Raw genomic sequence first — 13,454 nt, forward strand, 5'->3', positions numbered from 1 at the left:
GAGGCGGAACCTGCGGGGTTCAGGGGGTGCTGCCGGGAGCCGGGTGCCGGGGCCGGGTGCCGGGGCCGGGTGCCGGGTGCCGGGGACCTCAGCCGACCTTCTTGGCCTTCTCGATGGCGGTGGCGAGGTCTTCGACCAGCGGGGCGCACTTGTCGTAGGACAGGATCGGCTCGGGATTGCGGGCGATGACCTGGCCGGCCTTGACCGCGGGGAGCTTCTTCCAGGTGGCCTCGGTGATGTCGGCGGGCTGGATGGCCGAGGTGCGGTTGTCCATCATGATGATGTCGGCCTGGTACTTGTCGACGTTCTCCCAGCTCAGCGACTCGTACCAGCCGCCGCCCTTGGCCTTGGCCTTCTCCGGGGGCTCGACGAAGGTGACGCCGAGGGCCTTGTAGTACTCGAGGTCGACGGAGAGGTTCGAGCCGGAGACATAGAACAGGTCCTGGCTGGCGGAACCGGCCATGACCCTGATGCCGGGGTTGGCCTTGACGGCGGCGCGCAGCTTGGCCGAGGCGTCCTCGAAGCGCTTCTTGGCCTGCGTGACGGCGTCCGAAGTGACGTCACCCCCGAGGGACTTGGCGAGGGCGAGCATGCGCTGGAGCGGCTCGGTCAGCTGCCGGTCGTAGACCGAGACGCCGACGCTGGGCGCCCCGACGGCAAGGATCTTCTTCTTGGACTCCTCGGGCACGTACCAGAGCGTCCCGACGCTGTCGAACATCGTGGAGATGAGCACATCAGGGGCCAGCGCCGCATACTTCTCGATGTTGAACTGCCCCCACTCGTTGCCGAGCACCGTGACCTTGCTGACGTCCATGTCCCCGGCCTGCACATCGGCCTTGCCGTCCTTGGCGGTCGTCGGCCCGAAGACCCCCTCGGCCCGGACGCCGTAGTCGTACAGCGCGGCGGCCACGCCCACGAAGGCGACGATGTTCGCCGGGACCTTGTCGGTCTCGGCGGTCTGACCGCGGTCGTCCTCGAACGACCAGGGACCTGGGGCGGCGGCCGCGCCCCCCTTCCCCGGACCCCCGCTCTTCACATCACCACAGGCCGCGAGCGCGGCACCGAGACCGAGGGCGCCGCCCGCGGCGAGGATGCCGCGGCGGGTGGGGTGCGTGGTACGGGCGTAAGGCATGGGCATGACTGCTTTCGACCGGGGCGGAGCGACCGCCGGAGAATTCTAAGCTAGGTTAGCCTAACCTCAGTTGATGTTCAGGGGGTGCTGGCTGGACACGGTGGGCAGTCGCATAGAGTGCCGTTGCGAGGGTGTCCAGGTTGTTCGGCGCAGAACGATCTTTTCGTGCCCAGCAGAAGGGACCGTGGCATGTCCGGCGACCGTCTCATGCGCATCCACAGCGCCGAGTTCCAGGCCATGGCCGAGAGGGTCCTGCGGGTCACCGAGCTCACCTCCCGCCTGAACGTCCTGCCCTTCGAGGACGAAGCAGGCAAGGCAGAACTGTTCGAGCAGATCCTCGGCAAGCCAGTGCCGCCGAGAGTCACGATCTATCCGCCCTTCTACACGGACCACGGCCTCCACCTCGACCTTGCCGAGCGCGTGTTCATCAACCAGAACTGCACGTTCCTGGACTACGCCGGCATCCGGCTCGGCGAGCGTGTGATGATCGGTCCGAACGTCATGTTCATCACCAGCGGCCACCCGGTCGACCCCGAGGAGCGGCGGCTGTACCTCACCGGCGCACCCATCGACGTCGCGGAGAACGTGTGGATCGGCGCCGGTGCCACGATCCTGCCCGGCGTCAGCATCGGCCGTGACGCCGTGATCGCCGCCGGAGCGGTGGTGGCCGATGACGTTCCCCCGGCAAGCCTGGTGACCGGCAGCAAGGCAACCGTGCACCGGCAGTGGTGACGACAGGGCCTAGGGGAGGCGGGCCAGCAAGTGGGTGTCGAGGAAGCCCCGCTCGGAGGCCGGATCGTGGAGCAGCCGGACGAACGTGACGAGCCCGGCCCCGGCCAGCAACCCGGCGAACCGGTCCACCGGCCAGCTGTAGGCGGGTGTCACCTTGTGGTCGAAGCGGGCCGGCTCCGTTGCGTCGGTCGCGAAGAACGAGACCAGGAGCAGGCCCCCCGGTGCCAGGACCCGCGCCTGCTCGGCGAGCAGCGCGGGCAGTTCCCCAGGCGGGGTGTGGATCGTCGAATAGTGGGCCAGTACACCGCCGAGCGCGCCGTCCTCGACCGGCAGGGCCTCCATCCGCGCCTCGTCGAACCGTAGCGCCGGATGGGCCCGCCGGGCGTGGTCGATCATGCCGGGGGAGAGGTCGAGCCCGAAGGCGTCCAGCCCCAGGTCGTGCAGCAAGGCCGTCAGATGCCCGGGCCCGCACCCGACGTCGGCTGCCCGCGGGTTCCCCGTCCCACGCACCAGCTCCGCGAAGGTGCCGATCATGTTCCGCGAGAACGGGCGCGTCTCCAACCGGCTGGCGAACATCGACGCATACAGCTCGACGACCCCGTCGTAGGCCGTCCGGGTCTCGTCCTGGTGCCCCATCAAAGGAAGGGAAGCTAACACCCGAGCACGTCTGCAGCATCTCCGGGCCCCCGCACCGCCCCCGTCCCCGGAAACCGGCTGCCCTGCCTCCCGCACTCTCTTATTGGCGGCAACACCGCGCTGGTGGCTGCCGTCGTGTCTGTCGTGGCCCTGGTAATGGCGTGGCCTGACGGCGAGAAACTGTCCAAGTGCGGCGAACGGACAGGGTACGACGTGACGCTCCGTCCGAGCACGCAGACCGTACAGGAAGCGGGTACGGTCACCGGGCAGATGGATTGCCGACGGCAGGAGTCGCAGCACCTTATGTGGATCGGCCGTACCTCCATCAAGGACGCCGACGGCAGCCACCCGAACCTCTACAACAAGAGTCCGCTCGACGAGCCGGCCCGGTACACCGAAACCGTGGAGCTGGCCCGCTGGCCCAAAGGCACCAGCACCAAAATGACCCTGCCTCGTACCCGAATCACAACCCCACATCACCGAGGCCGCTCAGCGCCCTCGGTCAAGGCATTTCGAGTTCGGGCAAAGAGAAGAAACCGGCGATTACCTCTACAATCCGCTCCTCGTTGTCATCTCTGTCAAGATCCGCCGGGTTGATCAGGTTCGCCGCCGTGAGGGCGGGCAGCAGCAGGTCGGGCTCCTCACCTGCCCGGTAGTACGGAGTCTCGAAGCTGAAGGCGGTGATCAGTTGTCCATCGCGGAGGTACTGGAACGATGGGCCGTGGGCTTTGACGAGGCACGGTTCGATCTCGAAAACGACGAGCTCGCCGCCGGCCGGGCACAACTGCCCATACTCGGCAAGGCCGTAGTCACCGCTCTCCCAGCTAAGCATGTCGTGCATCACCAACCCCCAATCAAGGCCCTTGCCGTACGCGAGTGGCTTTCGCCGCTGGCTGAGGAGTCCTTGCGTGAGCGCGTCCAGAGAGATCCCCCGGAAGAAGACGACGTTGGCTTCCTCGTGATGCGGGAGCGGGCCGTGTATCCAGTGCGACATAGGGGGCACCGTAGAGGAACCCACTGACAAGCCCGCGCAGCCACGCGCCGTCGTCAAAACGGCGGCCGCCCGGTCTGCGCCGTGTACCAAGAGCGGGCCTTCGGCCGTGGGCCTCGGCCGACGAAGGATCAGTACTCGACTTTGCCGCAACCGCTTAGGAAGGCACATCCCGCAGATCGACCACAACTTGCTACGCGCCCTAGGTCCTGTCTGGAGTCCGGATCACGAGTTCGGTAGATCGCCTGCGTCATGGGGTCCCTCCTTGATAGGCCATCGGCCATGGCGCGAGGCGATCTCACCGACGAGCAGTGGGCCCTGATCGAGCCCCACCTTCCGATCGCCGCAGTCGGGCCCATCCCCGACCTGCGGAAACACTTCAACGCGGTGATGTGGCGGTTCCGCACGGGCAGTCCCTGGCGCGACCTGCCCAGCGAGTTCGGGCCCTGGCAGAGCGCGTACGACCGCTTCCGGATCTGGGCGACGCAGGGCGTCTTCCAGCACCTGATGGAGGCGGTGATCGCCGAGGCCGCTGACCGGGGTCAGGCGGACCTGGGCCTGGTCAGCGTGGACTCGGCGACAGCACGGGCGCACCACCACGCCGCCGGGATGGCACTGGAACCCGAGCAGTTGGCGGCCCTGGAAGCGGCCGCCGAGTCCGAAAAGGGGGCGCCGTGGAGGGACAACAGCCGCAGGACGGACAGTGCGAGGACGACGCGGGCGCTGAGCGGCGACGGGCCCGCCGACGGCACCGGGCCCGTCTGAAGGCCGCACAACTGGGGCGTTCCCGGGGAGGGCTGACCAGCAAGATTCACCTGGCGGCCGACCGGCGCTGCCGTCCGCTGGCGTTTGTGCTCACCCCCGGACAGGCCGGCGACAGCCCGCAGTTCGTCCCGGTCCTGGAGCGGGTGAAGGTGCGCGGGCCGGTCGGGCGTCCCCGGACCCGACCGGACGCAGTGGCCGCGGACAAGGCTTACTCCAGCCGCCGTAACCGCCGCTACCTGCGGCGTCGTGGAATCCGGGCGGTGATCCCGGAGAAGGTGGACCAGGCCGCCAACCGGAAGAAGCGCGGTTCGAAGGGCGGTCGCCCGGTCAGCCACGACGCGGCCTTGTACACCGAGCGCAACACCGTGGAGCGGTGCATCAACCGGCTGCGGAACTGGCGAGGCATCGCGTTCCGCTTCGACAAGACCCCGGAGAGCTACGAGGCCGGACTGCATCTGTGCGGTGCGATGCTCTGGCTCCGCAGCATCGCACCGCAGTCGTGATCCGAACTCCAGACAGGACCTAGACCCGCCAGAGCGGGTGTCCGTCCCGCAGGTATTCCGGTCGGCTTCGGCTGATGGCGCGCAAGGCCGCGTCGAGCCTGCGGCGCATCCGCTCGCCGACCAGGACCATTGCTCTGTCGGCGGAGACGAAGAGGGCCTCGGACAGTTCCTCGTCCTGCGGGGTCAGCTCATCCACGTCCAGTGTGCCGCCGTCGAAGACGAACGCGATCTGGTCGTCCCACGGTCCATGGGGAGCCACCCAGTCGACCACCAACAGGCCGCGTGGGGTGACGTCCAAGCCGAGTTCCTCGCGTAGTTCGCGTGTCACCGCCTCCTCAGGCGGCTCGTTCTCCTCCGCCATTCCGCCCGGCAGGTCCCAGTGCTGTTTGTACGTCGGGTTCACGAGGAGTATCAGGCCTGCTGCATCCCTCAGAACGACATCCGCCGCGACGCGCTTCCGGGCCTGCTTGGCGTTGCCCTCGGCCGGCGGCTGCCGTGCGACGGCCTCCGCCGAGGGTTCCCACGCCCGCTTGGCAAGGCCCAGCAACTCTCCGGGGATGTGGAAGGCGTCGGCGATCTGCTCGAACACAGACAGCTTCTCTACCCGGCTCTTGCCGTTCATGTAGTCGTAGAGCCGTCCTTGGGTGATGTCGGCGCCCGCGGCGATTCTGCGGGTGCTGATGCCCCGGTGGTTGAGCAGCCGGAACAGGGCCCCTATGTCACGATCGCGGCAAACAGCGAGGAACCGGGTGTCGTTGAGAAGCTCTGCGACGACGTCATGAAGGTCAGGCGTCCGCCGGCTGTCCATCAGGCCTCCTTGCCTGCCGTGCGCCGCATCAATATTACGCGCAGTGATGGAATGGTGACTCCGTCTCGGAGTCGCCGCACGGAGTCACATAGGTGCCCCTCGCGGCCTTTGACTGGTCGCACGCCGCCGGAAACTTCTGCACCCAGGCGGCGGTGACGACCAGGTCCCGGCCCTCGTACCCGAAGACGCCGGGGCTCCATCCCGGAGGAGACGCTCACGTGACCATGACCATCAGCGTCACCGACGCCTCGCCGGATGCTCCCGTGATGCGACGCTCTGTTGAAGAGGCCGAGGCAGGACGTGGGCTGCTGCTCGTCGACGCGTTGAGCAGCCGGTGGGGCTACGAAGTCAGGGAGCAGGGGACACGTAGCCGCAAGGTCGTCTGGGCCGAGGTCGCCCATTAGCAAGACGTACAGGGGTGCGTGGGAGCCGGGGAAAACCGGTGGACGTCGGGATCCACGCGGCCTACCCTCCCCGGGTTCGGACTACGTGTGTCCGGGCAGTCTTGCGGCCGGAAGAGGTGCGTTTGATGACGGTTCAGGCAGCGGCGGTCGGAGGCAGCCGGCCGTTCCTCAGGCACGTCATGACCTCATCCGACGTAAGGAACCCCAACCGTGGATGATCAGCCACCGCATCCACAACCGTCGCTCAGAGCCTCAGCAGCTCTCAGCATTCCGGGCATTGCGGCCCGGAAGGTCCGTCTCGTCACCAGAGCGTGAGGGCTTCGGCTTGAGTACGGTCTCTCGTTTCTGCCTGCCGCTGGTGCGGCAGGGTTGCGCCACCTGCCCGCCCCGCCTCCGCCTTGCGGCGGGGGCGGGTGGCGCGGGTCTTCCGGTCGGCTCCACGAGGCTTCGACACCACCGCGGTGGTGTCCTGGTCTCCGGCCACTCCGGTACCAGTTACTGCGGCTGCCGCGAGGGCGGCGAGGTTGAGTGCGGCGTTGTCGTCCCGGTCGATGACCAGGCCGCAGGCGTCGCATTCGTAGGTCCGGACATGCAGCGGCAGCTTGGCTTTCACCGCGCCGCACCCGGAACAGGTTTTCGAGGAGGGGTACCAGCGGTCCGCGACCACGATGTGGGTGGCGTGGCGCTGGCGGGTCTTGTAGTCGAGCTGGCGGCGGATCTCGCCGAATCCGGCGTCGGCGATCCGGCGGGCCAGGCGCCGGTTGCGGAGCATCCCGGCGACGTTGAGGTCCTCGACCACGACAGTGCCGTACTCGGCCGCGACGCTCGTGGTGAGTTTGTGCAGGGCGTCTTCGCGGAGGTTCGCCACGCGGTGGTGGACCTTGTTCCGCCGGGCGTTGGCCTTCTCCCACCGCTTCGAGGGTTTCTGCCCGGTGCGCCGGTCGGGGCCCTGGCGTCGGGAGACGACGCGGGAGGCGCGGCGCAGTTGCCTGCGTGCCTGGTCGTAGTGCCCGGGGTTGGCGACAGCGCGGATCTCGCCCGTGCTGTCGGCCATGACAGCGAGGGTCTTCACGCCGAGATCGATCCCGACCGCTGTGTCCGGCCGCGCGACCCGGCCGAGGTCCTGCTTCACCTCTGCCTGGAAGGAGACGAACCAGCGCCCGCGCTCCTGCCGCACAGTCGCGGACAGGATCCGGGCCGTCCCGGCCTGGACGCGGGTGAGGAGTTTGACGGTGGGCTCGTGGGTGCGGATCGTGCCCAGCCTCGGCAGCGTGACGTGCCGGCCGTCGGCATCCACGCGGATCGTGCCGGTGGTGAACCGGCAGGCGAGGCGGGCCTTCCGCTTCGACTTGAACCGCGGCGCACCCATCTTCCGGCCGCGGCGCTTGCCCTGCTTGGACTTGGCGTAGTTGTCGAACGCGGCAGCAGCGTTCGCGATACCGGTGGAGTACGCCTCTTTGGAGTTTTCCTCCCACCAGGTGGTGAATCTGGGGTCGGTGTGCTTGGCGGCGTTGAACGCCTTGCGCAGCGACGGCAGCGACCACGGCCGCCACTCCGTCAGCCCGGCCTCGGGGATGCCGTACGTCTCCTCGGCCTTGCGCTGCCACCACGAGGCGGTCACCCAGCCCACAGCCCAGTTGTACGCGGCACGCGCAGCGCCGCAGTGCGAACGCAGCGCACGCTCCTGGACGGCGTTCGGGTCCAGAGCGAAGCGGTACGCCTGGACCACGAACCCGGGCTGCGGACGGAACTTCTTCACCCGTCGGCATCCCCGGTCGCCACGGCCACCGCGCGCTCAGCCCGGTTCTTCGCCGCCCGCCGCCCGTACAGGCGCGCGCACATCGACGTCAGCACCTCGGTGATGTCGCGCACCAGGTCATCGGCCGTCTCGGTGGCGTCGAGGACGACCAGGCGCCGCCCGGACGCCGACAGGACGGCTTCGAGGTACTCGACGCCGAACCGGGCCAGCCGGTCGCGGTGCTCGACCACGATCACAGCCGCCTGCGGGTCGGACAGCAGGCGGTGCAGCTTGCGGCGCCGCCCGTTCAGCCCCGATCCGACCTCGGTCACGACCTCCGCTACCGGCAGGCCGAGACCAGTGGCCCCCTGGACCACGCGGGCCACCTGCCGGTCAAGGTCCGGCTTCTGGTCCGCCGACGGAACCCGGCAGTACGCCACGACGCGGCCGGACGTCTCCGAAGCGGGCTCGTCGACCAGCCACGTGCCGGACGGCGTCTGGCGCACCGGGACCGGCATACGGCCCTCTTTCGCCCACGCCCACGCGGTCTGGTAATGCACGCCGTTGCGCGCCGCCCACTCGGAAAGTTTCACGCGATCAAGATATCGGATGAGAAAGCCTGAGATTCACTGATGAATCACGCAACAGTTGGTGGCCTCTTCACCCCCGAGAAGCTGGCCGCCCTGGGGGAGGCTCTCCATCTGACTCCCGGGACGAGCGTGCTCGACCTCGCCAGCGGATCCGGCGAGATGCTGTGCACCTGGGCGCGCGACCACGGCGTGGTCGGGACCGGTGTGGACATGTGCATCGAGTTCACGGCCAAGGCCCGCGCCCGCGCGGCCGAACTCGGTGTCGACGACCGGGTGGTCTTCCTCCACGGCGACGCCTCCGGCCATGTCTCGGACGCACCCGTCGATCTCGCGGCGTGCATCGGCGCCACCTGGATCGGCGACGGTGTGGTCGGCACCATCGAGCTGCTGCGCCGCAGTCTTCGCCCCGGCGGCATGCTGCTGATCGGCGAGCCGTACTGGCGTCAGGAGCCGCAGGACCAGGCCACCCTCGACGCGTGTCACGCAACCAGCAAAGACGACTTCCTGCCGCTGCCCGCACTGGTCGGACGGTTCGGTGAACTCGGCTACGACGTCGTCGAGATGATGCTCGCCGATCAGGACAGCTGGGACCGCTACCGCGCCGCACAGTGGCTCAACGTCCGTCGCTGGCTCGACAGCAATCCCGAGGACGAGCTGGCCGCCGAGCTGAGGGCCGAGCTCACGGCAGATCCGGTCCGCTATGTCCGGTACGAGCGTGAGTATCTCGGGTGGGGGGTTTTCGCCCTCCTGGAGCGTTGACCGGCTGACATACGGAGCCCGGGGCCGACGGCACACCGCCGACCCCGGGCTCCCGCGTCATCCCGCGAGCCCCAACTCCCTCGCGATCAGCATCCGCTGCACCTCGCTCGTCCCCTCCCCGATCTCAAGGATCTTCGAGTCCCGCCACATCCGCGCCACCGGGTACTCGTTCATGAAGCCGTAGCCGCCGTGGATCTGGGTGGCCTCGCGGGCGTTGTCGACGGCGACCGTGGAGGAGTGGAGCTTGGCCAGGGCCGCCTCCTTCTTGAAGGGGGCGCCTGCCACCAGGCGGGCCGCTGCGTCCCGCCAGGCCAGGCGGGCTGTATGGGCCTTCATCTCCATGTCGGCGATCTTGAACTGGATCGCCTGGTTGGCGCCGATCGGGCGGCCGAAGGCGTGGCGTTCCTTGGCGTACTTCAGGGACTCGTCCACGCAGCCCTGCGCCAGCCCCGTCGCCAGTGCCGCTATCGCGATCCTGCCCTCGTCCAGGATGCGCAGGAACTGGGCGTAGCCCCGGCCCAGTTCGCCCAGCAGGTTCGCCGCCGGGACCCGGACGTCCGAGAAGGACAGCTCCCGGGTGTCCGAGGCGCTCCAGCCGACCTTCGAGTACGGCGCCGCCACCGTGAACCCCGGAGTGCCCGACGGCACGATGATCGCCGAGATCACGGGCCGGCCGTCCGGCCCCCGGTCCGTCACCGCCGTCACCGTCACCAGACCCGTGATGTCCGTTCCCGAGTTGGTGATGAAGCACTTCGTACCGTTGATCACCCATTCATCGGTCGCCGGGTCCAGGCGGGCCGTGGTGCGGGTGGCGCCCGCGTCCGAGCCGCCGTCCGGCTCCGTCAGACCGAAGGCACCCAGGATCTCGCCCGTGCAGAGCCGGGGCAGCCATTCCTGCTTCTGGGCCTCCGTGCCGAAGAGGTGGATCGGCATCGCGCCCAGGGAGACACCGGCCTCCAGAGTGATGGCCACCGAGGAGTCGACCCTCGCCAGCTCCTCCAGCGCCACGCCCAGTGCCAGATAGTCGCCGCCCATCCCGCCGTACTCCTCCGGGAACGGCAGACCGAACAGCCCCATTCTGCCCATCTCGCGCACGATCTCGTACGGGAACTCGTGCCGCTCGTAGAAGTCGCCGATCTTCGGGGCCACCACATCGTGCGCGAACTCCTCCACCGTGCGGCGGAGTTCCTCCAGTTCGGGGGAGAGACGGTAGTCCATCGGTGATCACTGGTCCTTGTGGGAGAGGGCTCGGACGGTGCGGGACGGGCTGGGTCGGTCGAGGTGGGCCGCCATCCACACACTCGTGGCGGTGAGGCGGTCCAGGTCGACGCCTGTCTCGATGCCTAGGCCCTGGAGCATCCACACCAGGTCCTCCGTGGCCAGGTTGCCGGTGGCCGACTTCGCGAACGGGCAGCCGCCCAGGCCGCCCGCGGAGGCGTCGATCGTCGTGACGCCGTGCTCCAGCGCCGCGTAGGTGTTCGCCAGCGCCTGGCCGTAGGTGTCGTGGAAGTGCACTCCGAGGACGTCGGTCGGTACGCCCTCCTCGTTGAGCAGGGCGAGCAGTTCGAGGACGTGGCCCGGTGTCGCCACACCGATCGTGTCGCCCAGGCTCAGCTCGTCGCAGCCCATGTCCCGCAGTGCCGTGCAGACCCGGACCACCTGGTGGAGTGGGACCGCGCCCTCCCACGGGTCGCCGAAGCACATCGAGACGTAGCCGCGCACGTGCGCGCCCTCCTCCTTCGCCCGCCGCACCACCGGGTCGAACACCGCCAGCGACTCGTCGACCGTGCGGTTCAGGTTGGCCTTGGCGAAGGACTCCGTCGCGCTGGCGAACACGGCGATGCGGTCGGCGCCGAGGGCGAGGGCCCGGTCCAGACCTCGGTGGTTGGGGACCAGGACCGGCAGATGTACTCCGGTCAGCTCGTCCTTCATCCGGCCGAACAGCTCTTCGGCGTCCGCCAGTTGCGGCACCCACTTCGGATGGACGAAACTCGTCGCCTCGATCGTCGTCAGGCCCGCCTCTGCCAGGCGGCGGACGAAGTCCGCCTTCACCTCCGTCGGCACGATCGCCTTCTCGTTCTGGAGACCGTCGCGCGCGCCCACCTCGTGGATCCTCACCCGTGCGGGCAGGTCCTGGGCCGGGACGACCATCGGGAGATCGCGGGGTGGTGTCATGCCTGCTCGCCTCCGTCCACTGGAGCAGCCGATCCATTCGGAGCTGCCGCTTCGTCTGGATTTGCTGCTTCGTCTGGAGCTGCCGCTTCGTCGTGCGGTGCGATCACCGCCAGGATCTGGTCCATCGCGACCGTCGTGCCCGGGGTGACGTCGAGTTCCGTGACCGTGCCCGCGTGCGGGGCGGAGATGACGTGCTCCATCTTCATCGCCTCCACCACCAGCAGGCTCTGGCCCGCGGCCACCTCGTCGCCCACAGCCACCTTCACCACCGTCACCGTGCCGGGCATCGGTGCGGTGAGGGAGTCGGCGCCCGCGTGTGCGGCCCGGTTCAGGCTCGCGGCGACCGGGTCGTGGTCGCGTACGAGCCAGGAGTCGCCGTCCCGGGCCAGCCAGACCCCCTCGCCCTGTGCGTCCGGGACCGCGGTGAACGTGTGCGTCACGCCGTCCAGCTCGACGGTGAGCCGTTCTCCGGGGGTGCTGCGCGCGGGCACGGGGGTGTCCGTCCCCTCCAGCAGGAGTTCCATCCCACCTGGGCCCCCGCCCGCGCCCATGGTCGCGCACATGGCCGGGACCCGGACCCGTACGACCACCGGGTCATGGCCCGCCACCCGCATCGGGTGCGGTGTCCAGGCCGGTTCGCCGCCCATCCGCCAGCCGTCCCCAGCCGCGAACGGGTCGGACCACCCGGAGTCCCCGGAGTCCCCAGAGTCCCCAGAGTCCCCAGAGTGTGGCACGCGCCGTAGTGCCGTCTGACGCAGCAGCGCCGCCGCCGCATACACCTCCGCCGGGACCTCGTCCGTGACCAGATCGTCCAGCACCCGCTCCACCAACCCGGTGTCCAGCTCCCCCGCCACCACCGCCGGATGCCCCAGCAGCCGGCGCAGGAATCCGGCATTGGTCGGCACGCCCAGCGTCACCGTCCCGGCCAGGGCCGCGCGGAGCTTGCGCAGTGCCGTCTCCCGGTCGGGGCCGTGGGCGATGACCTTGGCGAGCATCGGGTCGTAGCGGCTGCCCACCTCCGTGCCCTCGCTGAGCCCGGAGTCGGTGCGTACGCCGTCGCCCGAGGGCTCGTAGAGCTTGAGCACCGTGCCGCCGGACGGCAGGAAGCCGCGGGCACCCTCCCGCACCGACACGGTCTCGGCGCAGATCCGGGCCTCCACGGCGTGCCCGGTAAGGGTGATGTCGTCCTGGCCGTACGGCAGTCGCTCGCCCGCTGCGATACGCAGCTGCCACTCCACCAGGTCCAGGCCGGTGACGAACTCGGTGACCGGGTGCTCCACCTGGAGCCGGGTGTTCATCTCCATGAAGTAGTACGACGAGGGGTCGCCGCCCGGCACGATGAACTCGACGGTGCCCGCGCCCCGGTATCCGCAGGAACGCGCCGCCTGCACCGCCGCCTCACCCATCGCGGCCCGGGTCGCCGCGTCCAGGAGCACACTGGGCGCCTCCTCGACGAGCTTCTGGTGCCGCCGCTGGAGGGAGCACTCGCGCTCGCCGAGGTGGACGACATGGCCGTGGCCGTCGGCCAGCACCTGGATCTCGATGTGCCGGGGGCGGTCCACCCACCGCTCCACCAGCAGCGTGTCGTCCCCGAAAGAGGCGCGGGCCTCGCGGCGGGCCGCGGCGATCTCCTCGGCGAGGGAGGTCACCTCCCGCACCAGCCGCATGCCCTTGCCGCCGCCGCCTGCCGACGGCTTCAGCAGCACCGGCATGCCGATCTCCCGTGCCGCGACGATGAGTTGATCGTCCGTCAGCCCGCTCCCGCTGGACCCGGGCACCACCGGGACGCCCGCCGCGCGGACCGTCTCCTTGGCGCGGATCTTGTCCCCCATGAGCGCGATCGCCGAGGCCGGAGGGCCGATGAAGACCAGTCCCGCCTCCTCGCAGGCCCGCGCGAAGCCGGCGTTCTCGGCGAGGAAGCCGTAGCCCGGGTGGACCGCCTGTGCGCCGGTGCGGGCGGCGGCGGCCAGGATCCGCTCGGCCGACAGATAGCTCTCTGCGGCCTCCGCGGCCTCCGCGGCCTCCGCGGCTCCCGAGGCTTCCGCGGCCTCCGCGGGCCCGATCCGCACCGCCGTGTCGGCCTCCCGCACATGCCGGGCGTCCGCGTCGGCGTCGGAGTACACCGCGACCGAGCGCACCCCCATCGCCCGCAGCGTACGGATCACCCGCACCGCGATCTCGCCCCGGTTGGCCACCAGCACAACGTCGAACACGCTTCCCC

Annotated in this window: 12 protein-coding genes and 1 pseudogene; 4 read left to right on the top strand and 9 right to left on the bottom strand. The window is 69.4% G+C overall.

The window, feature by feature from the left end:
- Positions 1–88 precede the first annotated feature (88 nt).
- Complete coding sequence (locus ACSYGN_RS25840) at positions 89–1,132, bottom strand: ABC transporter substrate-binding protein (RefSeq protein WP_460403743.1); 1,044 nt, start codon at positions 1,130–1,132, stop codon at positions 89–91.
- A gap of 189 nt (positions 1,133–1,321) precedes the next feature.
- Between ACSYGN_RS25840 and ACSYGN_RS25845 the strand changes: the two genes are divergently transcribed.
- Positions 1,322–1,864: a DapH/DapD/GlmU-related protein gene (locus ACSYGN_RS25845; RefSeq protein ID WP_460399566.1), complete on the top strand. Its 543-nt coding sequence runs from the start codon at positions 1,322–1,324 to the stop codon at positions 1,862–1,864.
- A 9-nt stretch (positions 1,865–1,873) separates the two neighbouring features.
- Here ACSYGN_RS25845 and ACSYGN_RS25850 read toward each other — a convergent pair whose 3' ends face one another.
- Both ACSYGN_RS25850 and ACSYGN_RS25855 read right to left on the bottom strand, forming a co-directional pair.
- On the bottom strand, positions 1,874–2,503 hold the full coding sequence (locus ACSYGN_RS25850) for a class I SAM-dependent methyltransferase (protein WP_460399568.1): 630 nt from the start codon (positions 2,501–2,503) through the stop codon (positions 1,874–1,876).
- 499 nt (positions 2,504–3,002) lie between these two features.
- Positions 3,003–3,494 carry a DUF6461 domain-containing protein gene (locus ACSYGN_RS25855; protein ID WP_460399570.1) on the bottom strand — a complete coding sequence of 164 codons (492 nt, stop codon included), beginning with the start codon at positions 3,492–3,494 and terminating at the stop codon, positions 3,003–3,005.
- Positions 3,495–3,773: 279 nt separating this feature from the next.
- On the opposite strand from ACSYGN_RS25855, the pseudogene ACSYGN_RS25860 reads away from it, so the two are divergent.
- A pseudogene (locus tag ACSYGN_RS25860) lies at positions 3,774–4,759 on the top strand (IS5 family transposase).
- A 19-nt stretch (positions 4,760–4,778) separates the two neighbouring features.
- Here the strand turns inward: ACSYGN_RS25860 and ACSYGN_RS25865 are convergent.
- Positions 4,779–5,303 carry an NUDIX domain-containing protein gene (locus tag ACSYGN_RS25865; RefSeq protein WP_460403745.1) on the bottom strand — a complete coding sequence of 175 codons (525 nt, stop codon included), beginning with the start codon at positions 5,301–5,303 and terminating at the stop codon, positions 4,779–4,781.
- Positions 5,304–5,785: 482 nt separating this feature from the next.
- Between ACSYGN_RS25865 and ACSYGN_RS25870 the strand changes: the two genes are divergently transcribed.
- Positions 5,786–5,971 (top strand): ATP-binding protein, encoded by a 186-nt coding sequence (locus ACSYGN_RS25870; RefSeq protein ID WP_460399573.1) that lies wholly within the window; start codon positions 5,786–5,788, stop codon positions 5,969–5,971.
- A 301-nt stretch (positions 5,972–6,272) separates the two neighbouring features.
- Here ACSYGN_RS25870 and tnpB read toward each other — a convergent pair whose 3' ends face one another.
- Together tnpB and ACSYGN_RS25880 are read right to left on the bottom strand one after the other, a co-directional pair.
- Positions 6,273–7,730: an IS607 family element RNA-guided endonuclease TnpB gene (gene tnpB / locus ACSYGN_RS25875; protein WP_460399575.1), complete on the bottom strand. Its 1,458-nt coding sequence runs from the start codon at positions 7,728–7,730 to the stop codon at positions 6,273–6,275.
- Positions 7,727–8,302: an IS607 family transposase gene (locus ACSYGN_RS25880; protein ID WP_460399577.1), complete on the bottom strand. Its 576-nt coding sequence runs from the start codon at positions 8,300–8,302 to the stop codon at positions 7,727–7,729. The genes tnpB and ACSYGN_RS25880 overlap by 4 nt, the downstream gene beginning before the upstream one ends.
- Before the next feature lie 39 nt (positions 8,303–8,341).
- Here ACSYGN_RS25880 and ACSYGN_RS25885 point away from each other — a divergent pair, with 39 nt between their 5' ends.
- Positions 8,342–9,058, top strand: a complete 717-nt coding sequence (locus ACSYGN_RS25885) for an SAM-dependent methyltransferase (RefSeq protein ID WP_460399579.1) — start codon at positions 8,342–8,344, stop codon at positions 9,056–9,058.
- A 57-nt stretch (positions 9,059–9,115) separates the two neighbouring features.
- Here ACSYGN_RS25885 and ACSYGN_RS25890 read toward each other — a convergent pair whose 3' ends face one another.
- Genes ACSYGN_RS25890 through ACSYGN_RS25900 form a run of 3 tightly spaced genes read right to left on the bottom strand, consistent with a single transcriptional unit; the run spans position 9,116 to position 13,446 of the window.
- Complete coding sequence (locus ACSYGN_RS25890; RefSeq protein ID WP_460399581.1) at positions 9,116–10,276, bottom strand: acyl-CoA dehydrogenase family protein; 1,161 nt, start codon at positions 10,274–10,276, stop codon at positions 9,116–9,118.
- A gap of 6 nt (positions 10,277–10,282) precedes the next feature.
- Positions 10,283–11,233, bottom strand: a complete 951-nt coding sequence (locus ACSYGN_RS25895) for a hydroxymethylglutaryl-CoA lyase (RefSeq protein WP_460399583.1) — start codon at positions 11,231–11,233, stop codon at positions 10,283–10,285.
- Positions 11,230–13,446 (bottom strand): acetyl/propionyl/methylcrotonyl-CoA carboxylase subunit alpha, encoded by a 2,217-nt coding sequence (locus ACSYGN_RS25900; RefSeq protein ID WP_460399585.1) that lies wholly within the window; start codon positions 13,444–13,446, stop codon positions 11,230–11,232. Before ACSYGN_RS25900 ends, ACSYGN_RS25895 begins: the two co-directional genes overlap by 4 nt.
- Positions 13,447–13,454: the final 8 nt, after the last annotated feature.

The organism is Streptomyces sp. YIM S03343, from assembly GCF_054729195.1.

Coding starts and splice junctions, on each gene's coding strand:
- ACSYGN_RS25840 (WP_460403743.1), bottom strand. CDS start 1,132: ATGCCTTACGCCCGTACCACGCACCCCACCCGCCGCGGCATCCTCGCC.
- ACSYGN_RS25845 (WP_460399566.1), top strand. CDS start 1,322: ATGTCCGGCGACCGTCTCATGCGCATCCACAGCGCCGAGTTCCAGGCC.
- ACSYGN_RS25895 (WP_460399583.1), bottom strand. CDS start 11,233: ATGACACCACCCCGCGATCTCCCGATGGTCGTCCCGGCCCAGGACCTG.
- ACSYGN_RS25855 (WP_460399570.1), bottom strand. CDS start 3,494: ATGTCGCACTGGATACACGGCCCGCTCCCGCATCACGAGGAAGCCAAC.
- ACSYGN_RS25890 (WP_460399581.1), bottom strand. CDS start 10,276: ATGGACTACCGTCTCTCCCCCGAACTGGAGGAACTCCGCCGCACGGTG.
- ACSYGN_RS25885 (WP_460399579.1), top strand. CDS start 8,342: ATGAATCACGCAACAGTTGGTGGCCTCTTCACCCCCGAGAAGCTGGCC.